Genomic DNA, 23,395 nt, shown 5'->3' with positions numbered 1-23,395 from the left:
CCAGCGCCTTTTCTTTATCATTCCCCATCATTTTCGAATTCAAGATGCATCGCCATGGCAAAAGCCCTCTCTCTGATGCTTGCCCAGTTGAATCTGACGGTAGGCGCCATCGAAGATAACTGTGACAAGGTGCTGGCGGCAGTCGCCGAGGCCGATCGGCAAGGTGCCGATCTGCTGGTCTGCTCCGAACTGGCCCTGACCGGCTATCCGCCGGAAGATCTGCTGCTGCGCGCCGACCTGATGATCCGGGTGGAGGCCGCGCTGGCCCGCATCGCGGCATGGCAGGGGGCTTGCGCCATTCTGGTGGGTCACCCCTGGCGTGACGGGGAGGCACTCTACAACGCCGCCTCCCTCTACGAGCAAGGCAAGCTGGTCGCACGCTACTTCAAGCAGGATTTGCCCAACTACGGGGTATTCGACGAGAAGCGCTACTTCACCGCGGCAACCGAGACCTGCGTGGTCCCCTTCCGTGGTCATCAGCTGGGGCTGCTCATCTGCGAAGACCTCTGGCAGCCGGGCCCTGCGCTGGCCGCCAAGGCGGCGGGAGCCGAGCTGCTGCTCACCATCAATGCCTCACCCTATGATCAGGAGAAACCCTGGATCCGCCGCGAGCTGATGGCCGAGCGCTGCGATCAGACGGGTCTGCCGCTGGTGTACCTCAATCAGGTATGTGGTCAGGACGAGCTGATCTTCGACGGCTGCTCCAAGGTGTTCAACAGCCAGGGCGAGCTGACCCACAAGCTGGCCCCCTTTGCCGAAGAGCTGGCGCTGGTGCGCTTTGCCGATGGTCAGCCGGTGAAGGAGCGGGAACCCGCAGCGCCGCTGGAACCCTTGGCCGAGACCTATCAGGCGCTGGTGCTGGCGGTGCGCGACTACGTCACCAAGAACGGGTTCCACGGCGCCGTGCTGGGCCTCTCCGGCGGCATCGACTCGGCACTGACCCTGGCCATCGCGGCTGATGCCATCGGCGCCGACAAGGTGCAGGCGGTGATGATGCCGTTCCGCTACACCGCCCAGATGAGTGTGGAGGATGCCAAGGAGCAGGCCGAGCGGATGGGGGTGGAGTTCAACATCATTTCCATTGAACCTATGTTCGAAGGCTTTATGGCCCAGCTGGCGCCGCTGTTTGAGGGCACAGCCCGCGACACCACCGAAGAGAACCTGCAGGCCCGCTGCCGTGGCGTGCTGTTGATGGCGCTCTCCAACAAGCGTCGCCGCATCGTGCTGACCACCGGCAACAAGAGCGAGATGGCGGTGGGCTATGCCACCCTGTACGGTGACATGGCCGGCGGTTTCGACGTGCTCAAGGACGTCCCCAAGACGCTGGTCTTCAAGCTGTGCGAATACCGCAATTCCGTCGATTATGTGATCCCGCAGCGGGTCATCGATCGTCCCCCTTCGGCAGAATTGGCGCCGGATCAGGTGGATCAGGACAGTCTACCGCCGTACGACATCCTCGATGCCATCCTCAAGCGCTATGTGGAAGAAGATGCCTCCGTGGCTGACATGGTGGCGGAAGGCTTCGAGGAGGCGGTGGTGCGCAAGGTGATCCGCCTCGTGGATCTCAACGAATACAAGCGCCGTCAGGCGGCGGTCGGGCCCCGCATCACGGCCCGCAACTTTGGTAAGGATCGCCGTTACCCCATCACGTCCGGGTTTGGCAAACAGAACTGGTAAGGAGTCACCATGAAGAAGATTGAAGCCATCATCAAACCGTTCAAGCTGGACGATGTGCGCGAGGCCCTGGCCGAGATCGGCATCAACGGCATGACAGTGTCCGAGGTCAAGGGCTTCGGCCGTCAGAAGGGCCACACCGAGCTCTATCGCGGTGCCGAGTACATGGTCGATTTCCTGCCCAAGGTGAAGGTGGAACTGGTGGTGCAGGACGAGGATCTCGATGCCTGCCTGGAAGCGATCCAGAACACCGCCCGCACCGGCAAGATTGGTGACGGCAAAATCTTCGTCTGCGAGGTGGAGCGCGTCATTCGTATCCGTACCGGCGAAGAGAACGAAGACGCCATCTGATGAGATGGCAGAGCCTCGTGATGAGCCAACGAATGGAGACTCGATCCCGCTGATGTCCTGGATGCGCCTCGTTGCGGTGGCCGGCCTGCTGGCCGGTCTGACCGCCTGTAGTACCCGGCCGCCAGCCCAGCCGGAAAACCTGTGCCAGATCTTTCGCGAAAAACCGGACTGGCACAAGGCGGCGCTCAAGATGAACGAGAAGTGGGGAACCCCGATCCAGGTGGTGATGGCCATGATGTATCAGGAGTCCTCCTTCGTGCACGATGCCCAGCCGCCGATGCAGTATTTCCTCTTCATTCCGACCGGGCGGGCCAGCTCTGCCTACGGCTATGCCCAGGTCAAAGATGAAACCTGGGCCGACTACCAGCGGGAAACCGGCAACGGCTGGAGCGATCGCGACGACTTTGCCGACGCCATCGACTTCATGGGCTGGTACACTCACAAGGCCCAGCGGCTGAACGGCACCTCCAAGTGGGATGCGTATGGCCAGTATCTCAACTATCACGAAGGGTGGGGTGGCTATCGGCGTGGCAGCTACCGCAGCAAGGGATGGCTGATGAAGACATCCCGCAAGGTGGAGGCCCGTGCCCAGCGCTACGGCGCCCAGTATCGACAATGCAAGGATCAGCTCTCCAGCGGGGGCTGGTTCTGGTAACCAAATCAGGAGTCAGAAATGCCGTTATTGGACAGTTTTACCGTTGACCACACCCGCATGGCTGCGCCGGCGGTGCGTGTGGCCAAGACCATGCAGACCCCGAACAAGGACACCATCACAGTGTTCGACCTGCGTTTCTGCGTGCCGAACCAGGAGATCCTCTCCGAGCGCGGCATCCACACCCTCGAGCACCTGTTTGCCGGCTTCATGCGTGATCACCTGAACGGCAACGGGGTGGAGATCATCGACATCTCCCCCATGGGCTGCCGGACCGGCTTCTACATGAGCCTGATCGGTGCGCCGGACGAAGCCCGGGTTGGCGCCGCCTGGCAGGCCGCCATGAGCGACGTGCTGACCGTGCAGGAGCAGGGCAAGATCCCCGAGCTGAACGAGTATCAGTGTGGTACCTACAGCATGCACTCGCTGGAAGAGGCCCATGCCATCGCTCGCCACGTGCTGGAGCGCGGCATCGGCGTCAACCGCAATGACGAGCTGGCCCTGCCGGAAGAGAAGCTGAAAAGCCTCTGATTCCTAGGGTAGTAAACATGAAAAAGGCCGGTCATTGACCGGCCTTTTTGTGTGCTGACGAAATCAGGATGGCAGCGGCATCACCCGGTTGCGGCCCAGCTCCTTGGCTTTGTAGAGCAGCTTGTCGGTGCGTTCGACCAGGCTGTCGCCCGTCTCCTGGCCATTGTATTCACCCACCCCGAACGAGGCGGTGATGTGGTCGATACGCCTGCCCGACTTGCGATCCAGGATCGACATCTTTTCGATGGCCCGGCGCAGGCTCTCCGCCATCTGACGGCTCAGCGCCAGACTGCGCATGGGGACCAGCAGAGCAAACTCCTCGCCGCCAAGGCGGTAGGCTGTGACGCCCTCCTTGCAGGTTTCCCGCAGCCGCTTGCTGAAGGCGCGCAGCACTTGATCCCCAAGCAGATGGCCATATTCGTCGTTGAAGCTCTTGAAGCGGTCTATGTCCGACAGGATCAGGGAGAAGGGCTGCTTGCTGCGGATCAGGCTCTCTATCTCCAGATCGAAGGCACGCCGGTTGAGCAGGCTGGTGAGGGCATCCTCGTTGGCCAGTTTGCGAGTCTCGTTGAGCGCCTCGCGCAGCTCCTTGATCTCCTTCTCGGCGCTGCTGAGCTGGTTGCGAAAGTGCATGGTGGACATGCGTACGTCCCGTGACTCGCGCACCAGATCCCGCAGGATCCCCATGGTGTCTTCCAGGCTCAGCCCTTCGTCGTCGATGAGGCTCAGTCGGTCGAAGCTCTTGTCGAGCATGTCCTGAAACATACCGGTGTCGGAGAGGGCATCCTGCATGGTGTGACCAAGCTCGTTGGCCATGGCGGCCAGGTTGAGTTTCATGGTTTCCATCTGCTGCTCATCCTGAGCGGCGAGGTGCTGGTGATAGAGGCGCTCGCAGGTGGTGAGAGAACAGGTTCCCTGCAGCTTGATGGCCTGATCGATGGCCTGATTGAGCTCGGGCATGCTGGCCGCCACGTAGTTATACCAAAGGGTGTAATTATCCGGCGTGGTGGGGATTTGATACTTGATCATCAGGGGAACCGCCTGCTTGAGATAGGCGGCGGATTGGGCGAACGAGTCCTTGCTCATGAGTTCCATGTCTCATCATGCCTGCAAACTGTGCATAGTATGACAGAGAGATTGGCCAAAAGGCAGTCGATGGATGCCATTCGCCCCCCCCTCCGATATAATGGCACCGTTACCACCTACCCTAAGGCCTGCTTATGTCTCAAAAAGATCCTTTCCTCGAACGCGAGGCCGAAAAATACGAGAACCCCATCGCCAGTCGCGAGATGATCCTCGACCTCATCAAGGGCCATGAAAAGCCCATGTCTCGTGAAGAGCTGGCAAAGGTCCTCAAGCTGACCGAAGAAGAGCCGCTGGAAGCCCTGCGCCGTCGTCTGCGCGCCATGGAGCGTGATGGTCAGCTGGTATTCACTCGCAACCAGTGTTACGCCCTGCCGGATCGCCTGAATCTGGTGAAAGGCTACGTGCTCGGCCACAAAGATGGCTTCGGTTTTCTGCGCCCCGAGGGTGGTGGCCCGGATCTGTTCCTGAACAACCGCGAGATGCAGCGCCTGATGCACGGCGACTACGCCCTGGTGCAGCCTACCGAGATCGACCGCAAGGGGCGCCAGGAGGCGCGTCTGGTACGTCTGCTCAAATCCCGTGAGGCAGACATCGTTGGCCGCTACTTCGTCGAGAACGGCGTCGGCTTCGTGGTGCCGGATGACAGCCGCATCGGCCAGGACATCATCATCCCGGAAGGGGAGAACAAGGGAGCTCGCCAGAGCCAGGTCGTAGTCGTGCGCATCAATCAGCGCGCCACCGCCCGCTTCAATGCGGTCGGTACCGTGCTGGAAGTGCTGGGCGAAAACATGGCGCCTGGCATGGAGATTGAAATCGCCCTGCGTACCCACGGCATTCCGCACACCTGGCCTGAAGAGGTGACCAAGGAGGTTGCCGGTCTGGGCGAGCAGGTGCCGGAGAAGGCCAAAGAGGGTCGTATCGACCTGCGCGCCCTGCCGCTGGTGACCATCGACGGGGAAGATGCCCGTGACTTCGATGACGCCGTCTTCTGTGAAGCCAAGCGCGGCGGCGGCTGGCGTCTGTGGGTCGCCATTGCCGACGTCTCCGCCTACGTGAAGCCGGGCACCGCCCTCGACACCGAAGCCTATCAGCGCGGCAACTCGGTCTACTTCCCCGAGTTCGTGGTGCCCATGCTGCCAGAGGTGCTCTCCAACGGCCTCTGCTCGCTCAACCCGCAGGTTGACCGCCTCTGCATGGTGTGCGAGATGACCATCTCCGCCGCCGGCCGCATGTCCGGCTACAAGTTCTACGAAGCGGTGATGAACTCCCATGCCCGTATGACCTACACCAAGGTGGCGGCGATCCTGGAGGGGGATCCCAAGCTGCGTCAGCAGTACGAGCCCCTGGTGGGTCACATCGAGGAGCTCAACAACCTCTACAAAGCGCTCAAGCATGCCCGCCATCAGCGCGGTGCGGTGGAATTCGAGAGCGAAGAGACCCGCTTCATCTTCAACGCCCAGCGCAAGATCGACCGCATCGTGCCGCTGGTGCGCAACGACGCCCACAAGATCATCGAAGAGTGCATGATCCAGGCGAACGTGGCCGCTGCCCGCTACATCGAGAAGAACGAGGCCGCGGCCCTGTTCCGGGTGCACGACCGCCCGGGCGAAGAGCGTCTGACCGGTTTTCGTGACTTCCTGGCCGAGCTGGGCCTGGAGCTCAAGGGGGGCCTCGAGCCCGAGCCGAAGGATTTCGCCGACCTGGCCGCCAAGTTCGAAGGGCGCCCGGATGCGGAGCTGCTCTCCACCATGCTGCTGCGCTCCATGCGTCAGGCTATCTATCAGGCCGACAACATCGGTCACTTCGGTCTGGCCTTGAAGTCTTACGCGCACTTCACCTCGCCGATCCGTCGCTACCCCGACCTCATCCTGCACCGCGCGATCAAGTATCAGACCGCCAAGGAGCAGCAGGCCAACCTCCGCCACAAGTGGACTCCGAGCGGTGGCTACCACTACCAGCTGGAAGAAGTGGACCCGATGGGCGAGCACTGCTCCATGACCGAGCGCCGTGCCGATGACGCCACTCGCGACGTGGCCGACTGGCTCAAGTGCGAGTACATGCTGGATCACGTGGGTGACGAGTTTGACGGCGTCATCGCCAGCGTTACCGGCTTTGGCTTCTTCGTGCGTCTGGCGGAGATCCACATCGATGGTCTGGTGCACGTCAGCACCCTCACCAACGACTACTACCAGTTCGACCCGTTGCACCAGCAGCTGATCGGCGAGAACTTCCGCCGCCGCTACCGTCTGGGTGACAAGGTACGGGTCAAGGTAATGGGCGTGAATCTGGATGATCGCAAGATCGACTTCGTGATGGTCGAAGAGCCCCTCAAGGCCACCGGCAAGAACGCCAAAGAGATGGCGCGCAAGCAGGCAGAGATCAAGAAAGAGAAGGCCAAGAGCGCACAGCGTCACGAAAAACGTAAAGAGGGCAAGGATCACGGCAAATCCGACAAGGGCGGCCGTGCCAAACCCAGCAACAGACGACCGAGCAAAAAAGCTCGCGACAAGGCCAAGGGGTAAGCCCTCGGCCATGGCTTGGGTCCGGCGACCCGGGCTGAGGCTGAGGTCGTAAAGGGCTGATGGCTCCCGGGTATCTTCGCCAGAGTCCGGGTTATCACTGCAAAAGCCTGCGGCGCTTGAGATGAAAAAAATCCGAACCCTGTTACCGGGGTTCGGATTTTTTTATGGTCAGCGACAAGGGGAGGGACTTAGATTCTGTGCGGCGCTCGGCCAAGCTCCGTGCCTGTGGCGAGGAGTACACTCCCTGCGTGATTGCCACTCTATTGGCCGCGATGCAGCACGCGGAAAGGTGGGTGTCCCATTTTTCATTTTTCCCCTTCGGTATTGCTGCTCTACTCCGGTACTCCCCTAGCCGATTAATTTATTGATCTTGCTCAGTAAACCATCATCTCCCTCTTCCCTCCACCGCTTTGCTCGCTAACATAGCCGTTTGGCAACATGAGCCAGGCCAGCGCCACATCGCAGGTTAAAAGCAGCAGGCTGGAGGCTGTCACGCAGATCAAATTGAATTGATAAGCGATTAATGCCCATTACATCCCATCAAAATGTAACTCTCCCGATTTGATTGCCGAACAACGATGGATGTCCATGTTAATTACTACTGACCAGCTCAACCCGCCTCGGCGACTTACAGGGGGAACCAATACCGTGCCCGACTGTGACTGGGGTGACAGGTTGCTGGTCTGTTGGTTGCTACGAGGTGCTCAGCAAGGTGGGTGCCCCATTTTTCCATCTTGAGCATTGCAGAAATCAATGCTGTTTAAATTTAAAGCGCCATTTCTGATGTACAGACTGGCCAAAAAAACAAAATGACTGGATCGATACCGATATGACTGATAGCAAGCAGAGTGAAAAGCAAAAAAATAATGACATCATCATCGACTTGTTCGCCTCCAATCTTCCTGGCAGTACCAAAGACGGAGATCTGATTCAGAAAGCGTTGCGTGATCAGTTGGTTGAGAGCATTCGAGATTCGGTTACCCCGGCAGATGCTGATAAGCCTACTGATGTAACACGGGTTATTGATGAGTCTGGCCGTAATGTGTTCTTTGTGGATGGGACTCGTGGTGCAGGTAAAACCACCTTTATCAATAGCGTGGTCAAATCCCTAAATGGTGACACAAGTGGTGCCAGCGTGAGTATCAAGTGTCTGCCGACCATCGACCCAACCAAGCTGCCGCGTCATGAGCCCATTCTGGTCACAGTGACAGCCCGCTTGAATAAGATGGTATCCGACAAGTTAAAAGAGAGTTGGTCATCTAATGACCATAAAGAGCATAAAGAGCGTTGGCAGAATTATCTGGGGCAACTGAAACGCGGCTTGCATTTGCTGACCGACAAGGAATACAAGCCAGAATATTTCAGTGATGCTTTAAAGCTGGATGCCCAGCTTGACTACTCCATCGGTGGTCAGGATTTAGCCGAGATTTTTGACAGGCTTGTTGAATGCGCGTGTAAGATTCTCGGCTGCAAGGCCATTTTGATCTCGTTCGATGATATCGATACCCAGTTTGATTCGGGTTGGGATGTGCTTGAATCCATTCGCAGGTTTTTTAATAGTCAGAAGCTGGTGGTGGTGGCGACTGGCGATTTGCGTCTTTATTCCCAGTTGATCCGCGGTAAGCAATACGAAAATTACAGTAAAACCTTGCTCGATCAGGAAAAAGAGAGTGCCCGCCTAGCCGAGCGGGGATATATGGTGGAGCATCTTGAACAGCAGTATTTGTTGAAGCTTTTTCCTGTGCAGAAACGAATACAGCTCAAAACTATGTTGCAACTGGTTGGTGAAAAAGGGCGAGAGAAAGGCTGCGAAAACATTAGCGTTGTATACGGCAAAGACGAGGATGGGGTAAAGGTTAATTCGGTTCGGAGTGCTTTGGAGAATATTGTCTCGAATGGTCTAAACATACGAATTGGCTCCGATCTTGATATGTATGTTGATGAGCTTTTGAAGCAGCCTGTCAGATTGTTGATGCAAGTTATGCAGGATTACTATTCTCGGCTGCAAGCTTCAACGCTTTCTAAAAGTATGCTCCTGCGGGATTCGTTGTATGGTGCCATGCTTAGTAGTATATATCGAGCAGGGTTGAACTATGAGCAGCATCGTATTGGGATGGATTCGTTATGTGATGATGTTTTTAGATATTCTCTCCAAGATCAGGAGGTTAATACTGGATTTTATCTTCGCCCTCAATCGAGTAATGAAGCTCTTAGAAATTGCTCTGTATATCTAGCATCCCAAGTGAGTGCTCTATGTGATGGGGGGCTTTCCCAGCTTCTTCAGTTAATGTTGGTCGGTTGTGGTAGTGTCAGTCTTTTTGATAGTGTTCAAAAATCAGTTGGAAATCAAGGGGGGCGCTATCGACAACCTCCGGATATTGAATTCAAATCATATATGTCCATTGGGCGGCGTGAAAGCGTAACAAATTGGGCTAATAGAAGTTGCGCTGTTATTTCTGATGATGGAAGTCCGAATACGTCTCCCGGTGTGTATCTTGGTATGATTCACATGAGTAAGAAAAAAAAAGCAGACTACCGTGCGCTTGATATTAATGCAGAGAGTGGGCTTGCAAAGATTGCACTTGCAGCATCTTTGAGTTCCGCCTTGACACCGTCTCCGACTGATTTTCTGTCCGTCTTTAATCTCATTGGTGCAATTGCTGACCTTGCAGATGTCGACACAGGTGTTTCTGAAATTGAAATAGCTGAGGAAGATGTTTCAAAGCTCTCTGATATATATAAAAAAATAATTTTTGAAAATGAACAATTTAGAAAGGCCGTTATAAAGGTTCTTGCAAAACCGACTTGTGTTGCTCCGTTGTGGTCTAAATATGCTGAAAAAGGAGCTGGCGAAGAGGTTGAGGAGCTGGATGTTGTTGATGAACAGGATGTCAATGAATCCATAGTGCAGCTAATAAAATGGAATCGCCTTGTTAGACGAATATCCTCCAAGATAAAACCATCATCCATGCTCATAGGTAAGATTTGGACTCGGCTATTCTTCAATCTATCAAGCGTTGCAGAAAAACATAAGTCTTTGCTGGGTAGTGATCCCTTGGCGTTTGAGGGTAAATATGCAAAGTACACTAATGCTGCAAAAATTATGCGCTTCAATGTATTGGCTTTTCTCCATGCTGTTTTAGTGGAAGAGGATGCATCTCATAGAGTTTGCGATAGTACTGTTTCGCGTATTTCTGTGAATTTTAAGCAGAACCCGATTACATCAGTTGGTCAGTTAGTGATCAAGTTGAAATCGATGGGGGATCTCTCGGATATAAGTAACACTCATCCGATATTCTACTCTATTCTGAAGTGTCCATTAGTGCATCCATTTATTTTCCCTTTGGGTAGCATTAATTCGGCAGACCATTTGCTCTCTCAACAGGAAAAAAACCTTCTTACTCTGTTGGATGAAATTATTGGCGATGGATTTAATGATAAGGTTGAGTTTAGTGCTGTAGAGGCTTTAAATTCTTCAAATCCTGTATTGGGATTTAGGTTTCTGAATGTTTCAGGTATTGCTGCTGCGCCATATGAATCAAAGAAAAAGAATGACAGTGAGAATCCCCCAGCTAATCCAGTGGCAGATGAATAATGCTGGCAATTGTTTAAGGATTGGGTATGGAAAGGTTTCTTCTTAACTCGACAGTACTGTTGCATCGGCTGAGTAACGTCTTGTTGGATGAGGTATCACTTGATGACGGGGTGGAATCATCCGTGTTCCTTGCTCAATACGAGCAGATGCGTAGCTTGCCTGATCATGTCGCCAAATCGGCTTGGTCATCCTTGGCGCAACAACTCAAACAGCGAAATATGAAACTTGGCCCAATTGCGGCTTTGCGTTTTATCGCTGAAAAATTTGTTAAAAACGAGAAAGGTGGCCCCAAAACCGATCTTGCTTTGTTCTCGGAATGGCAAACGTTGATGAGTAGGGTGTCGTGTCTGCCGATTCTGGCGTGCCATCAGGTGTTTAATCCTGGTCCTGCCAGTCAGGATTACAACTTTCGCTGGCCTTTGTATCCCTATCATCCGGCGGTTGAGGATTATCTTACCCGTGAGCGGCTGAACGAAACTCATCAACATCTGAATGGCAGTACCAGCGCGGAAGAGTGTTGGCTGGATGCACTCAAACACCCAGAAGTGACAGTCAGAGATTTCGAGAAGGGCTGGGCGGTTCAAGAGATGAAACAACTCTGTGCCCAGATTGATCCCTCCCTGACGCCTGTCATCTTCAGGGATCGTTTGCAGATCGCCTGTAATATTCGTGAAATTCTTTGCCGGGTAGCTCAGGGCATGGTGTTGCCTGATTGGATGGTGTCATTGCAGCACCCGCAGCAGTTGGTGGACAGCACCATTCTGCATAATGACCAGGAGTACGGGTTTACGACGGTTTGGCCAACAGATGACAAATACAGCCAGGAGTCTGAGTTTCGCTTGCTAACCGGGTTGTTGGAAAAATGGCGGCATGGTGCGCCAGAAGGATTGGAACGACTGCTTTGGATTTACCTACTAATTCAGAATCAGTATCTGACCTTACTGGTTCAGCGAGACGATTTTTTCGGGTTTGATCAGTTCCAGAAATACACTATGACGGAGCTGAGGGAAGAGACCGAGAAATCTTATTTGTCTCGTTTCAAGCACGCACATGGGGCGGGTGTGTATTCTCAGGTCCGTTATCTGGAAGGGCGTTTTGCTCCGAAGAGCGACCCCAACAAAATGCACAAACTGATCTTCAGTGTTTTGCGTGGGTATTGGGAATACCTTAAAGGTCACATGACCGTAGACTGGGAACATCCCCAGCCACTCAATATCACCCAAGTGCTCGATAATCTTGAGCAGGTTAAGTCTGACAGTATATGTGCCGAGCTAGCGCTGGTACCGCACTTCATCAAGAAAAAGCCCCAAAAGGATGAGGTCTATCCCTACGCGTTTCTGTTCAAGGATTTAAAAAATCAGGCAGCTATCCTGATGGAGATCCTGAATCATGAGCCACGTTTGACCCGCTGGATTCGAGGTGTGGATGCCGCTGCCAATGAGATGCACGCGCCACCGGAATTGTTTGGCCCCTTGTATCGGGTGCTGGCAAAATCCGGTATTGCTCATTTTACCTATCATGTTGGCGAGGACTTCCCGCATCTGATCAGTGGTATTCGCTCCATTGATGATGCCTTGAGGTTTTTGCCGTTGCGTAATGGCGACCGTCTTGGTCACTGCACCGCCATTGGCATCACGCCTAACATCTGGAAACGCTCTTTGCCATCGCCTCTGTCCATGACCAAAGAGACGCGATTGCTCGATTTGGTATTTATCTGGCGGGAACTTCGCAATCATCCACAGCTACTGCGTTACGCCAGTGATGCAGAGATTGAAGCGGTTCGTTTGGCCCATAAGGTGTTTTCGCTGGAAGACGAGATCTCGATTACCACCCTTGAGCAGGTGTTTGATTTGCGAGGCGTGTTGGCTGAATCGGAAGGTCTGCTGGGTGAATTGGATGGGCCATTAAAGCCCGAATCCCTCTGGTTGGAAGAGTACGAGCGCGCTAGAGAGTTGGCTAAAGTGGCGGGCATGAAAAGGCCGCTGAAGCTGTATCAGCAATGGTTGACAGATGACAACGTACGAAAGCAGCGAAATGAATACATTGATGTCACCCTGGAATATTTGCCGGATGAGGTGTTAGTTTCGTTGCAACAGGCGGTGATGGCAAAAATGGCAGACCGAAACATCGCGATTGAGTGCCCTCCGACCAGCAATACCCGTATCAGCCAGTATCGAGATGTTAGCGAGCATCATATCTTTCGCTGGATGGGTTTGCCGAGTGAGGCAGTTGAAGGTGATGTCCCTATGTCTATTTGTCTGGGATCTGATGATCCGGGGATCTTCGCCGCGGATTTGAAATCCGAGTTCTACCATCTGTTCGTTGTGTTAACCCGAAAGTTCGGTTTGTCGCCAGCGGAGGCTTTGAGAAAGGTGGCGGAGGTGAACGAGAATGGGCGGATTTATCGCTTTCACGATGTTAGGTAGTGAAGTTGGGACGATCATCGTTTTGAGCACCGCGTAGCGGCTAACAGGCCATGGTTAGCTTACCGCCACGTGCCACTGAAGAGCTCGATATAGCGGCAGGCGCTTGGCCGAGCAGCTTCCTCCTCCCTAGATGCCGGTCTCTCTGATATGATGCGCCATCATTTAGCGACCGGTGACGATGCCAGCATCATGGTGGTCAGGTTGCCGGTAGGGCCATTTTTCTTTGGGGCGCACCGGGTGCGACCCGACACCACGGATCTTGAACATGAGCACTGAACTGATCTACGGCATTCACGCTGTATCCGCGCTGCTGGAGCGCACCCCGGAGCGTTTCATCGAAGTGTGGGCCCTCAAGGGGCGCGATGACGACCGGCTGCAACCCCTGCTGGCTGAGCTGGATGCGCTCGGCCTCAAGGTGCAGAGCGTGAACCGCAAGACGCTCGACGACAAAGCAGAGGGCAACAATCATCAGGGCATCATGGCCCGGGTGAAAGAGGCGCCGAAGCTGGCCGAGCACGACCTGGCCAGCCTGCTGGACAAGTTGGCCGAGCAACAGACTCAGCCCTTCCTGCTGGTGCTGGACGGGGTGACCGATCCGCACAACCTCGGCGCCTGCCTGCGCAGCGCCGATGCGGCGGGTGTGCATGCGGTCATAGTGCCACGGGACAAGGCCACCGGCCTGACGCCGATCGTGCGCAAGGTCGCCTGTGGCGCCGCCGAAGTGGTGCCGCTCATTCAGGTCACCAACCTGGCCCGCAGCCTGCGCGAGCTGCAGGAGCGTGGTGTCTGGATCGTCGGTACCGCTGGCGAGGCGGATCACGACGTGTTCCAGGCCAAGCTGACCGGCCCGATGGCGCTGGTGATGGGCGCCGAGGGCAAGGGTATGCGTCGCCTCACCCGCGAGCACTGCGACGAGCTGGTGAGCATCCCGATGGCAGGGGCGGTATCCAGCCTCAACGTCTCGGTGGCGACCGGCGTCTGCCTGTTTGAAGCCGTGCGTCAGCGTCGTGCCTGAGGCGAGCTGAATGGACAGACCCCCGTTTTGCCGGGATCGGGTCACAGATGAGCAGGAGGCCGCGCGCCTCCTCTCTTTTGCCCGGCCGCTGACCCTGAGCCCACGTGCCTGCCTCTGGCATGCTGGCGATCGACCCGATCTGCTGGTGATGGTGGAGCAGGGGCTGCTGCGGGCCAAGGTGGTGCTGGCGGATGGCCGCGAGTACATCAAGGAGTTCTACTGGGAGGGTGACGAGTTCCTCGACTTCCACCACCTGCTCAGTGGCGAGCCGGCCCGCTACAGCGTTGAGGCGCTGGAGCCCTGTCGGCTCTTGTTGTTCAATCTGGCTGACCTGCGCACGCTCTCCTGCTGGCCTGCCTGGTATCAGCATCTGCTGGCTGTGCAACTGCGCATCAAGGAGGAGAAAGAGCTGCTGCTCCTGACCGAAAGCCCGCAGGCCCGTTATCAACACTTTTTGCGCAGTTTTCCCGCGCTGGAGGCCAGGGTGCCCGATCACCAAATCGCCGCCTACCTCGGCATCACCCCCATCAGCCTGAGCCGCATTCGCAAACGGCTGAAGGATCTTAACAAAGGTTAATGCCGACCCGCGTGTGGCTGGCTATGCTGCCCTTCTCATCATGAGCAAGGAACCCCCATGAACTGGTCTCTCAAGTCTTTTGAACAACTCGACGTCAACGAACTCTATGAACTGCTCACCCTGAGATCCCGGGTCTTCGTGGTGGAGCAGACCTGCGTTTTTCTCGATCTGGACGGCGTCGACAAGCGCCCCGACGTGTTGCACCTGCTCGGCTGGCAGGATGGGGCTCTGGTGGCCTATGCCAGGCTGATGGCACCCGGCGTGGCCAAGGCGCAGCAGGTGGTGATCGGCCGGGTGGTGACCGCGCCCGAGGCGAGAGGTGATGGCCTGGGCCACCGGCTGATGCAGCAGGCGCTGCAGGAGTGTGCCCGGCTGTGGCCCGGGGTCAGCATCTATCTCGGGGCCCAGGCACACCTGCAAGGTTTCTACGGTCGTCACGGCTTCACTGCCGTGGGTGAACCCTACTTGGAAGATGACATTCCCCACATCGGCATGAGCTCCTCTTAATACCTTTTAAGCATAACAATGAAATTATTATGTCTTGAGGTAGTAAAGAAAACGGGTGCTCGGCGCCATGTTAGTGGGTACCCTCTGAGTGATTAATCGGCAACAGTTGATGGATAGGTTTTAAAAATGGTCTTTTACCCCATTAATTCAGAACAAGATTCAGCGATTGAGCCGTTGAGCCATTTTATTAGCGTTCGCCACTCGAGCGGCTGTCGCTGATGGAGTTGTTGCGCAAGCGGTTCGCACTGGACCTGCAAACCTTCGCCATCATCACCCTGGTGCTGGGCAATCTGGCCCAGGCCTTCTCCGATGTGCTGGTCAAGCTGATCGGCCCCGGCTTCAGCCCCTTCCAATACATGTTCCTGCGCCAGCTGCTGACCCTGCTGGTGCTGCTGCCCTTTATGCTGCGGGTACCGCGCTCGGCCTGGGGACTGGGTGCCTGGAAGTGGCACCTGCTGCGCGGCCACCTCTGCCTGCTCGGCGGGGGCGGCATGATGCTGGCCTTGACCCAGCTGCCGCTGGCCACGGCCAATGCCATCTTCTATGTATCCCCGTTGCTGACGCTGCCGCTGGCGGCCTGGTTGCTCAAGGAGAAGATCAATTCCCGCGTCTGGTTGCTGGGAGGCATGGGGCTGCTCGGCGTGGTGTTCGTGCTGCGGCCGGGGGATTTCCATCTGGCCGGGCTGGGCGCCCTGGTGACCGCCTTCACCCTGGCGCTGTTCAACATCACGGGGCGCAAGTTGCCAGCCGGGATCTCGGTGGTGGCGACCCTGTTCTGGGCCAATCTGCTGGCCCTGCCGTTGACCGCCGGGCTGGCGGTACATCAATGGCAGCCGGTGGACTGGCGACTGCTGGTGCTGATCGGCGGCAGCGGCGTCATGCAGTTGCTCTATCACGCCAGCTGCTTCTACGCCTATCGCCAGGTAGAGGCCAACCGCATCGCGGCGACCGAGTACTCGGGCCTGATGTTCGTGGTGCTGCTGGGGGTCTGGCTGTTTGGCGAGATCCCGGCGTGGAACCTCTGGGTCGGGGTGAGTTTTATCCTGCTGGCCATTCACTGGCAGCGCCGGCTGCGCTGATGACATACCCATCGGCAGCAGGCCGATGGGTGAGAAAAACAGGCATCTTATGAGGCCGCTCTCTGTCATGGCCGGGCAAACCGGCTATGCTGGGCGGCCTGTTGCTATCGGAACCCTGTCGTGACCCCTACCATCTTTGCTGCCATCCTGTTGGCCGCCCTGCTGCACGCGCTCTGGAATGCGCTGGCCAAACGCCAGGCCGAGGGGCGAGTCAGCGTCTTGCTGGTCTCCCTCTGCTCCGGCCTGTTTGCCGCTCCCTTGTTGTCCTTGGTGGGGTGGCCGGTGGCGGCCGAATATCCCTGGCTGGCGCTATCCATCCTGCTGCACTGCGGCTACTGTCTTTTTCTCGGTCGGGCCTACCGGCTGGGTGAATTCGGCCAGATCTATCCGCTGGCCCGGGGCAGCGCCCCGCTGGTGACCCTGCTGTTCGGGGCCCTGCTGCTGGGTGAAGTGCCGGGAATGGTGGCGGTGACGGGAGCCGTGGTGCTGGTGAGCGGCGTGTTGCTGATGGCGTGGCGAGGTGGTCTGCGGCTGGCGCCGGCCGCGCTGCAGGCGGTGCTCATCACGGCGCTGTTTACCGCCTCCTACACCTTGTCCGATGGGGCGGGAGCCCGTTCGGCCGGTGAGCCGATACGTTACACCCTCTGGCTGTTCGCCCTCACCGCGTTGATGATGCCGCTGCTGATGCGCTGGCAGAGTCGCACCGCCTGGCGCGAGCTGGGGCCTGCGGCGTGGCGCAGCGGCGCCATCGGGGGGGCCCTGTCGCTGTTGGCCTACGGTATCGTCATCTGGGCCATGACCAAGGCGCCCATCGGCCTGGTGGCGGCCTTGCGCGAGAGCAGCGTGCTGTTTGCGGTGCTGCTCTCCTGGGGCTGGCTGGGGGAGACGCTGGGGCGGGTCCGGTTGCTGGCCGCCCTGGTGATCCTGGGCGGGATCCTGCTGATCCGCCTCGGCTAGGGGGAGGCGGCTTAAGGCATCCGGGCCGGCCGGTCAGGGAGTGACCCGGGTCGTGAGGGTAAACCCCTCCTCACAGGAGGCCAGTTGCACCTGGACCAGCCCCAGTTCGGCCAGATTGCCCACGTGGGTGCCGCCACAGGGGATGGTGACCTCCCGGCCTTCCAGCGAGCAGTGCCAGTAACGGGAGTCGATGATCGCCTCACCGGCCCGGCTGCGGCGAATGTCAGCCCCACTTGCTACCCAGTCGGCCAGTTGGCGGTTGACCTGCACTTCAATCTGCGCCAGATCTGCCAGCAGTGCCTCGCTGTTGACTCCTTTCTTGCGCAGGCTCTTGCCGATCCGGTACTGCTCGCGCGAACCCATGGGCTCGACCCGCGAGGTCTGGATGGCGAGGCGGTCGAAGTCCGGCTGATCCAGCGCGTCCCGCTCGTTGACCTCCTTGCGCCAGTAAGGCATCAGCGCCCGGTTGAGCGCCAGTGCCGCCAGATGACAGCCGCTGTGGCCCAGGCTCAGGGCGTGGCGGGCCTCGGCATCCACCCGCAGTGTCACCTGGCTGCCAGCAGGCAGCGCGCAGTGTCCGGCCAGCGGGTGCACCACCACGAAGCGCCACCCTTCTGCGCCCCGCTTGACCGGGATCGCCTGGTCGACGAACAGCTCCCCATCCGGACTGATGGCCCCCATACGGCAAGGGCCGACGGTCGTGTCACCGCCCTCCCAATGCACGGTACCCACGTCACCCGGCTGATCGGGCCAGAGGTGGCTCTGGGGATGAAAGGGGGTGAGGTCGGTGATCAGCAGGCTGGTGTCGCCGCTCTGGCAGCAGATGACGCTGGCCTGCTCCTGATGGTGGCCCAGCACGAAGCTGGCTCGGGTATGTGGCATGGATGGCTCCCGCAAATCGAAGAGGAAGAGAGCCGCCAGCATACGCCAAAGTGCAGGCCGGCTCATTAACCTCGGTTAACGAGCCGGCCTTGGGAGGGGGGGGTGGGCTAGATCATGGCGACCAGCAGGTAGGCGTTGAGCCCGATCACCAGGGCGACGATGAGGCGGCCGACCGCCTGGGTCACCGGGTGGTTGCGATACTCCCCCATCAGGGCGCGATCGCCGGTCAATATCAGCAGTGGGATAAGTGCCAGCGCGATGCCGAAGCTCAGCACCACCTGGCTCAGCACCAGGATCTCGGTGGTGTTGAGGCCCATGGCGATCACCACGAAGGCGGGAGCCATGGTGATGGCGCGGCGCAGCCAGAGCGGGATGGTGAAGCGCACGAAGCCCTGCATCACCACTTGGCCGGCCAGCGTGCCCACCACGGTAGAGCTGATGCCGGAGGCGACCAGCGAGAGGCCGAACAGGGTGGCGGCCGCCTGGCCCAGCAGCGGGGTGAGGGTCTGGTAGGCCGACTCCAGCTCCGCTACCTGTTGGTTGCCGGAGCTGTGGAAGGCGGCTGCCGCCATCGCCATCATGGCCAGGTTGACGAAGCCGGCGATGGTCATGGCGATGGCCACGTCGACCCGGGTGGTGTGCAGCCGCTGGGGGACCGAGCCCTGATCCTGGGTGTGCTGGGTCAGTGCCGAGTGCAGATAGATGACGTGGGGCATCACGGTGGCACCGAGCACGCCGGCCGCCAGATAGACGGCGTCGCTGTTGGGCAGGCCGGGGAAGAGGGCGCCCTCCAGCAGGCTCGGCAGGTGGGGGCGGGAGAACACTAGCTCGACGATGTAGGCCGCCGCCACGAAGAGCAGCAGGCCGCCCACCACGAACTCCAGCGGTTTCTGGCCGCGGGACTGCAGCATCAGAATGCCCCAGGTGACCACGGCGGTGATGCCGGCCCCTTCCAGCAGGGTAACCCCGAGCAGCAGCTTGAAGCCCACGGCCGCACCGATGAATTCGGCCAGATCGGTGGCCATGGCGATGATCTCCGCCTGTACCCAGTAGGCCCAGACTGCCGGCTTGGGCAGCCGGTCGCGAATGTGTTCCGCCAGGTTCTTGCCGGTGACGATGCCGAGTTTGGCCGAAAGGGTCTGCACCAGCATGGCCATCAGGTTGGCCCACACCACTACCCACAGCAGCTGATAGCCGAAGGTGGATCCGGCCTGAATGTTGGTGGCGAAGTTGCCCGGATCTATGTAGCCGATGGCGGCGATAAAGGCCGGCCCGAGCAGGGTCAGTTTGAATTTGCGGGCCGGGATGGCCGTGGTCAGCGCGGGTTGCATGGTATCAGCCTCCATAAGTGCATGGAGATAGAATAGATCTAAATGATAATTATTATCAATTGAAGTTTTGTATTGTTCCCATAGATAAAAACATCGGTGGCGGCTGGTTGCAGTGGGGGATGGGATTTTGTACAATACGCCGCCCTAGAAAAGCAGCGTCTAAACACCATTATGTTCCTTGCCTCCGAGGTCTGGCTGCACCTGGGCGGAGGCTGAATTAATCCGTAAGGAGCTAAAATGCGTCATTACGAAATCGTCTTCATGGTTCATCCGGACCAGAGCGAGCAAGTACCTGGCATGATCGAGCGTTACACCGGCGCCATCACCACCTCCGGTGGTACCATTCATCGCCTGGAAGATTGGGGCCGTCGTCAGCTGGCTTACCCGATCGACAAACTGCACAAAGCCCACTACGTTCTGATGAACGTAGAAGCAGAGCAAGCCGTTATCGATGAGCTGGAAACCAACTTCCGCTTCAACGATGCCGTTATCCGCAACATGATCATGCGCACCAAGCACGCCGTGACTGAAGTTTCTCCGATGGCCAAGGCCAAGGAAGAGCGCTTCACCCGTCGTGACGACGAGCGCCGCGAAGAAGCTACTGAAGCTGCTTCCGAAGAGTAATTCTGGATCACTGACTAGAGGATAAAGGCCATGGCACGTTATTTCCGTCGTCGTAAGTTCTGCCGCTTCACCGCCGAGAACGTTACCGAGATCGACTACAAAGATATCGTTACTCTGAAAAACTACATCACTGAATCTGGCAAGATCGTACCGAGCCGTATCACCGGTACCCGCGCCAAGTATCAGCGTCAGCTGGCACGCGCCATCAAGCGTGCTCGTTACCTGGCTCTGCTGCCGTACACCGATCTGCACAACAAGTAAGAATCGGTCCGGCGCTTAAGCCTAACTCAACGAAATTTATAGAGGAAAGGTAATGCAAGTTATCCTGCTCGACAAAATCGCCAAACTGGGCGGTCTGGGTGACCAAGTTTCCGTGAAAGCTGGTTATGCCCGTAACTACCTGATCCCGCAAGGCAAAGCTGTTATGGCTACCAAGGCCAACATCGAAACCTTCGATGCTCGCCGTGCTGAACTGGAAGCCAAACTGGCTGCCGGTAAAGCTGCCGCTGAAGAGCGCGCTGCCAAGCTGGGTGAACTGGCTGCCGTTGTTATCGCCTCCAAGTCTGGCGACGAAGGCAAGCTGTTCGGTTCCATCGGTACCCGTGACGTGGCTGAAGCCATCACTGCTGCCGGCGTAGCCGTTGCCAAGAGCGAAGTCCGCATGGGCAACGTTCTGCGTAACACCGGTGACTACGAAGTTGTTGTTCAGCTGCACGCTGACGTCAAAGCAACCGTACAGATCCAGGTTGTTGCCCTGTAATAGCGATTCGCTTTTGCAGAAAAACCCGCGCACTTGCGCGGGTTTTTTATTTTCAGGCCCAGAGTTAGAGTAAGGATCCGTTCTTCTGGAGGAGATCCCTATGGCCTGGGTCGAAGGTCGCGTCCTTGAGCGTATCGAGTGGACGCCCACCCTGTTCTCCCTGCGTGTGGCGGCCGAGCTGGCCCCCTACAAGGCGGGGCAATTCACCAAACTGGCCCTCGAGCAGGGCGAACGCCGCGTCCAGCGGGCCTACTCCTTCGTCAATCCCCCGTCAGCCCCCTATCACGAGTTCTATTTCGTCGAGATCCCCGATGGGGAACTGACTCCGTCCCTCAGCTCGCTGCAAGCGGGCGACAGCCTGCAGGTGCAATCCCTGGCGACCGGTTTTCTGACTTTGGACGAGGTACCGGCCGGGCGCGATCTCTGGCTGCTCTCCACCGGCACCGCCATCGGCCCCTTCCTCTCCATGCTGGCCGACGGGGAAGCCTTCGCCCGTTTCGAGAATCTGGTGCTGGTGCACGGGGTGCGCAAGGGGGAAGAGCTGAGCTACCGGGAGCTTATCGCAGGTTTTGCCGCCCGCCACGGCGAGCGCTTTCGCTATGTGCCCTTCGTCAGCCGGGAGGAATGGCCCGAGGCGATGGGAGGGCGGATCCCGGCCGCCATCGCCGACGGTCGGTTGCAGGCGCGGGTCGGGCTGGAATTTGCTCCCGAGCTGAGTCAGGTGCTGATCTGCGGCAACCCTGCCATGGTGAAGGAGACCCAGCAGACCCTGCTGTCATTGGGATTGGCCAAGAACCTGCGGCGGGCGCCCGGCAACATCAGTGCGGAGAACTACTGGTAGAGAAATGGACACAGGGGCCTCGGCCCCTGTGTCAGGGTGACGGGGATGACGATCAATTCTTCTTGCCGTTGCTGTTGCCGTTGCTGTTGCCGTTGCCGTTGCCGTTGCCGTTGCCGTTGCCTTTCTGCTTGTTGTGGCCCTGGCCCGGGTTGTTGCCGCTGTGGATGCTGCGGTTGTAGTGGTCCCGGTATTTGCCGTCCATCTTGTCGCAGTTGAGCTGGATGCGGCTGTCGCCGATGCCGAGATCGAAGCAGTTATTTTGCCACCAGTCGTACTCTTTCTGATCCCAGTTAATGTCCAGCTTGATGTCGTCGGTGGAGAGTTTGACACCATCGTTGTTCTTGGAGGGGGGCGCCGCCATAGCCACGCCTTGGACGAGCAGCAGGGAGAGCAGCAGTATGGATTTGTGCATGATGACCTCGAGTGCGGAAGGATTGGTCTCAGTGTAGAAGCTGGCGCCTTAACCGGGCCGGAACCGGGCTCGACATCAGTTGGCGGGCATGTCATGCCGGCTTGCCGCGGGCGGGCAGGCGATCAGGCTGGCGGGGGTTGCAGCGGCAGACAACGGGGAAGCGTCGACAATTTGCCCAATCTGGTCGCAGCCTGTCCGTTTGTGAAGGTATCTGAGTCAATTCAAATGATTAGCCTTCATTCTGTGGCTCGGCTGACTATAATCGGCAGCCAACTTTTCCTGCATATCGCACCCCCTTCATCATGACTACACAGGCTTCTACCGTGCTGCGCTACCCCAAGGGGTGGTTCGCCTTGACCACGGTGTACAGTTTTACCGGGCTGGCCATTCTGGCCTCCATCGTCTTCTCCCTGCTGCTGTTTCTCTCCATCGACGAGAATCCCCTGATGAAGTGGCTGTTCGGCGGTCTGGCCATCATCTTCGAGCTGGGCAAGTTCTACGTCTGGTACGAGTACGGCGAGTGCAAGGCGCGCCGCGATCTCGGCGGCGCCTTCTGGTCGCTGCTGTTCTACAGCGTGCTGGCCGCCATCTCCATCGGTGGCAGCATCGGCGGCATCAACAGCGCCACCAACACCATCCTCAATCAGCAGGCGCGCCATGAGCGGGAGATCGCCCGCTTCGACGAGCAGATCGCCAGCATAGAGCGGCAGATCCAGCTCAACGAGGAGGCGGCCCGCAAGTACATCGAGATGGCGCGCATCTCCAGCGGCGTCAGTGGGTTGCAGCAGGCCAATACCAAGCTCAGGCTGCGCCAGGATGAGCTGCGCCAGGAGCGCGATGCCAAGCCCATCAACGAGCAATCCTCCATGCTGGGACTGATGAGCAGCCTGGCGGACGGGGTGGGGATGAGCATCAGCCAGGTGCAGTTTCTGCTGGTCTGCTTCCTCTCCGTGCTGCTCGACGTGTTCGGCGCCTTCTTCGTCAGTCTGATCGGCGAGGAGAACCGCTTTCGCCGCAGTTGGCTGTGGCAGCAGGCCAGGGAGCAGACCCTGGCCCGCCAGGCGCAAGCGGCAGCCATGGTGCCCGCCGTGGTGGCCAGACCGGAGCCCGAGCCGGAGGTGGTGGCTCAGGTGCGCAGCGCGCTGGAGAGCGGCGAGCTCAAGTGCAGCAAGCGGCGGGTCGCAGAGGCGCTGTCGCTGTCGCTGGAGGAGGTGGACCGGGTGTTCCAGCATCTGCTGGCCCAGGGGGTGCTGGGGCAGGGCAGCAACCGCCACTACCACCTCAGCTCGCAGGGGAGTTGATCATCAGGCCACCGCAGGGTGGCCTTTTTATTGCCGCGCGGGGGCTGTGTTAGTGGGTCAGCACCATCATCAGGCTGAGGAAGGCGGCCAGCCCGCCGCCGATGCCGATGATCCAGTAAAAGCCCTTGGCCCCCTGTTTGAGCGGGATGCGGAAGTAGAGCAGAAACGCCCACCACCCCAGGGCCAGCAACAGAGGAATAAGAAACATTCGAGCCATGGTGTCCTCGCTGTTATTCTGTTGACCCTTGATCAATCAACAGGATGGATTGTGC

Annotated in this window: 22 protein-coding genes; 17 read left to right on the top strand and 5 right to left on the bottom strand. The window is 58.1% G+C overall.

The genetic code is table 11. From position 1 onward, the window contains the following. Positions 1 to 54 precede the first annotated feature (54 nt). The 4 genes from OKB87_RS05140 (at position 55) to luxS (ending at position 3,208) form a co-directional block, all read left to right on the top strand. Positions 55 to 1,677, top strand: coding sequence for an NAD+ synthase (locus OKB87_RS05140; protein WP_270826687.1), 1,623 nt, complete (start codon positions 55 to 57; stop codon positions 1,675 to 1,677). A gap of 9 nt (positions 1,678 to 1,686) precedes the next feature. Then, entirely contained in the window at positions 1,687 to 2,025 is a 339-nt protein-coding gene (gene glnB, locus OKB87_RS05135) for a nitrogen regulatory protein P-II (RefSeq protein WP_005308848.1), read from the top strand. A gap of 61 nt (positions 2,026 to 2,086) precedes the next feature. Next, the gene (locus OKB87_RS05130; protein ID WP_274382240.1) at positions 2,087 to 2,680 is read left to right on the top strand and encodes a transglycosylase SLT domain-containing protein; all 594 of its coding nucleotides are present in this window, start codon (positions 2,087 to 2,089) and stop codon (positions 2,678 to 2,680) included. An 18-nt stretch (positions 2,681 to 2,698) separates the two neighbouring features. Beyond that, positions 2,699 to 3,208 (top strand): S-ribosylhomocysteine lyase, encoded by a 510-nt coding sequence (gene luxS / locus OKB87_RS05125; protein WP_011704660.1) that lies wholly within the window; start codon positions 2,699 to 2,701, stop codon positions 3,206 to 3,208. 63 nt (positions 3,209 to 3,271) lie between these two features. On the opposite strand, the gene OKB87_RS05120 is transcribed toward luxS, so the two are convergent. Further along, positions 3,272 to 4,294 (bottom strand): GGDEF domain-containing protein, encoded by a 1,023-nt coding sequence (locus OKB87_RS05120; RefSeq protein ID WP_043127928.1) that lies wholly within the window; start codon positions 4,292 to 4,294, stop codon positions 3,272 to 3,274. 134 nt (positions 4,295 to 4,428) lie between these two features. Between OKB87_RS05120 and rnr the strand changes: the two genes are divergently transcribed. The 8 genes from rnr (at position 4,429) to OKB87_RS05080 (ending at position 16,972) form a co-directional block, all read left to right on the top strand. Continuing rightward, entirely contained in the window at positions 4,429 to 6,816 is a 2,388-nt protein-coding gene (gene rnr, locus OKB87_RS05115) for a ribonuclease R (RefSeq protein ID WP_029301973.1), read from the top strand. 829 nt (positions 6,817 to 7,645) lie between these two features. Then, positions 7,646 to 10,411, top strand: a complete 2,766-nt coding sequence (locus OKB87_RS05110; protein ID WP_270826686.1) for a hypothetical protein — start codon at positions 7,646 to 7,648, stop codon at positions 10,409 to 10,411. Positions 10,412 to 10,437: 26 nt separating this feature from the next. Continuing rightward, entirely contained in the window at positions 10,438 to 12,837 is a 2,400-nt protein-coding gene (locus OKB87_RS05105; protein WP_270826685.1) for a hypothetical protein, read from the top strand. Positions 12,838 to 13,102: 265 nt separating this feature from the next. Further along, positions 13,103 to 13,852, top strand: a complete 750-nt coding sequence (gene rlmB, locus OKB87_RS05100; RefSeq protein WP_029304634.1) for a 23S rRNA (guanosine(2251)-2'-O)-methyltransferase RlmB — start codon at positions 13,103 to 13,105, stop codon at positions 13,850 to 13,852. A 10-nt stretch (positions 13,853 to 13,862) separates the two neighbouring features. Then, positions 13,863 to 14,429 (top strand): Crp/Fnr family transcriptional regulator, encoded by a 567-nt coding sequence (locus OKB87_RS05095; protein ID WP_005308861.1) that lies wholly within the window; start codon positions 13,863 to 13,865, stop codon positions 14,427 to 14,429. Positions 14,430 to 14,486: 57 nt separating this feature from the next. Beyond that, positions 14,487 to 14,936, top strand: coding sequence for a GNAT family N-acetyltransferase (locus tag OKB87_RS05090; protein ID WP_011704664.1), 450 nt, complete (start codon positions 14,487 to 14,489; stop codon positions 14,934 to 14,936). A 218-nt stretch (positions 14,937 to 15,154) separates the two neighbouring features. Then, positions 15,155 to 16,015, top strand: coding sequence for a DMT family transporter (locus tag OKB87_RS05085; protein ID WP_029301975.1), 861 nt, complete (start codon positions 15,155 to 15,157; stop codon positions 16,013 to 16,015). A 120-nt stretch (positions 16,016 to 16,135) separates the two neighbouring features. Continuing rightward, positions 16,136 to 16,972, top strand: a complete 837-nt coding sequence (locus OKB87_RS05080) for a DMT family transporter (protein WP_270826684.1) — start codon at positions 16,136 to 16,138, stop codon at positions 16,970 to 16,972. Positions 16,973 to 17,005: 33 nt separating this feature from the next. On the opposite strand, the gene OKB87_RS05075 is transcribed toward OKB87_RS05080, so the two are convergent. Continuing rightward, complete coding sequence (locus OKB87_RS05075) at positions 17,006 to 17,896, bottom strand: hypothetical protein (protein ID WP_270826682.1); 891 nt, start codon at positions 17,894 to 17,896, stop codon at positions 17,006 to 17,008. A 65-nt stretch (positions 17,897 to 17,961) separates the two neighbouring features. After that, entirely contained in the window at positions 17,962 to 19,185 is a 1,224-nt protein-coding gene (locus tag OKB87_RS05070; RefSeq protein WP_016349448.1) for an Nramp family divalent metal transporter, read from the bottom strand. 237 nt (positions 19,186 to 19,422) lie between these two features. On the opposite strand from OKB87_RS05070, the gene rpsF reads away from it, so the two are divergent. From rpsF to OKB87_RS05050, 4 genes are all read left to right on the top strand, one after another. Then, positions 19,423 to 19,809, top strand: a complete 387-nt coding sequence (gene rpsF / locus OKB87_RS05065; protein WP_005308887.1) for a 30S ribosomal protein S6 — start codon at positions 19,423 to 19,425, stop codon at positions 19,807 to 19,809. Between the two features lie 30 nt (positions 19,810 to 19,839). Then, entirely contained in the window at positions 19,840 to 20,070 is a 231-nt protein-coding gene (gene rpsR / locus OKB87_RS05060) for a 30S ribosomal protein S18 (protein WP_005308890.1), read from the top strand. 52 nt (positions 20,071 to 20,122) lie between these two features. After that, on the top strand, positions 20,123 to 20,569 hold the full coding sequence (rplI, locus tag OKB87_RS05055) for a 50S ribosomal protein L9 (RefSeq protein WP_011704669.1): 447 nt from the start codon (positions 20,123 to 20,125) through the stop codon (positions 20,567 to 20,569). A gap of 100 nt (positions 20,570 to 20,669) precedes the next feature. Further along, on the top strand, positions 20,670 to 21,410 hold the full coding sequence (locus OKB87_RS05050; protein ID WP_270826681.1) for a ferredoxin--NADP reductase: 741 nt from the start codon (positions 20,670 to 20,672) through the stop codon (positions 21,408 to 21,410). A 52-nt stretch (positions 21,411 to 21,462) separates the two neighbouring features. Here OKB87_RS05050 and OKB87_RS05045 read toward each other — a convergent pair whose 3' ends face one another. Beyond that, complete coding sequence (locus tag OKB87_RS05045; RefSeq protein WP_270826680.1) at positions 21,463 to 21,822, bottom strand: hypothetical protein; 360 nt, start codon at positions 21,820 to 21,822, stop codon at positions 21,463 to 21,465. A 302-nt stretch (positions 21,823 to 22,124) separates the two neighbouring features. Here OKB87_RS05045 and OKB87_RS05040 point away from each other — a divergent pair, with 302 nt between their 5' ends. Further along, positions 22,125 to 23,123, top strand: a complete 999-nt coding sequence (locus OKB87_RS05040; protein ID WP_270826679.1) for a Preprotein translocase subunit SecY — start codon at positions 22,125 to 22,127, stop codon at positions 23,121 to 23,123. 49 nt (positions 23,124 to 23,172) lie between these two features. Here the strand turns inward: OKB87_RS05040 and OKB87_RS05035 are convergent, their stop codons facing one another. Continuing rightward, positions 23,173 to 23,340 (bottom strand): hypothetical protein, encoded by a 168-nt coding sequence (locus tag OKB87_RS05035; RefSeq protein ID WP_005308905.1) that lies wholly within the window; start codon positions 23,338 to 23,340, stop codon positions 23,173 to 23,175. Positions 23,341 to 23,395: the final 55 nt, after the last annotated feature.

This window comes from Aeromonas sp. Y318-1, assembly GCF_027706125.1.
In the GTDB taxonomy this organism is placed as follows: Bacteria; Pseudomonadota; Gammaproteobacteria; order Enterobacterales; family Aeromonadaceae; genus Aeromonas; species Aeromonas hydrophila.
The sequence above is the reverse complement of the archived record's forward strand: the minus strand, read 5'-3'. Positions and strand labels throughout refer to the sequence as shown.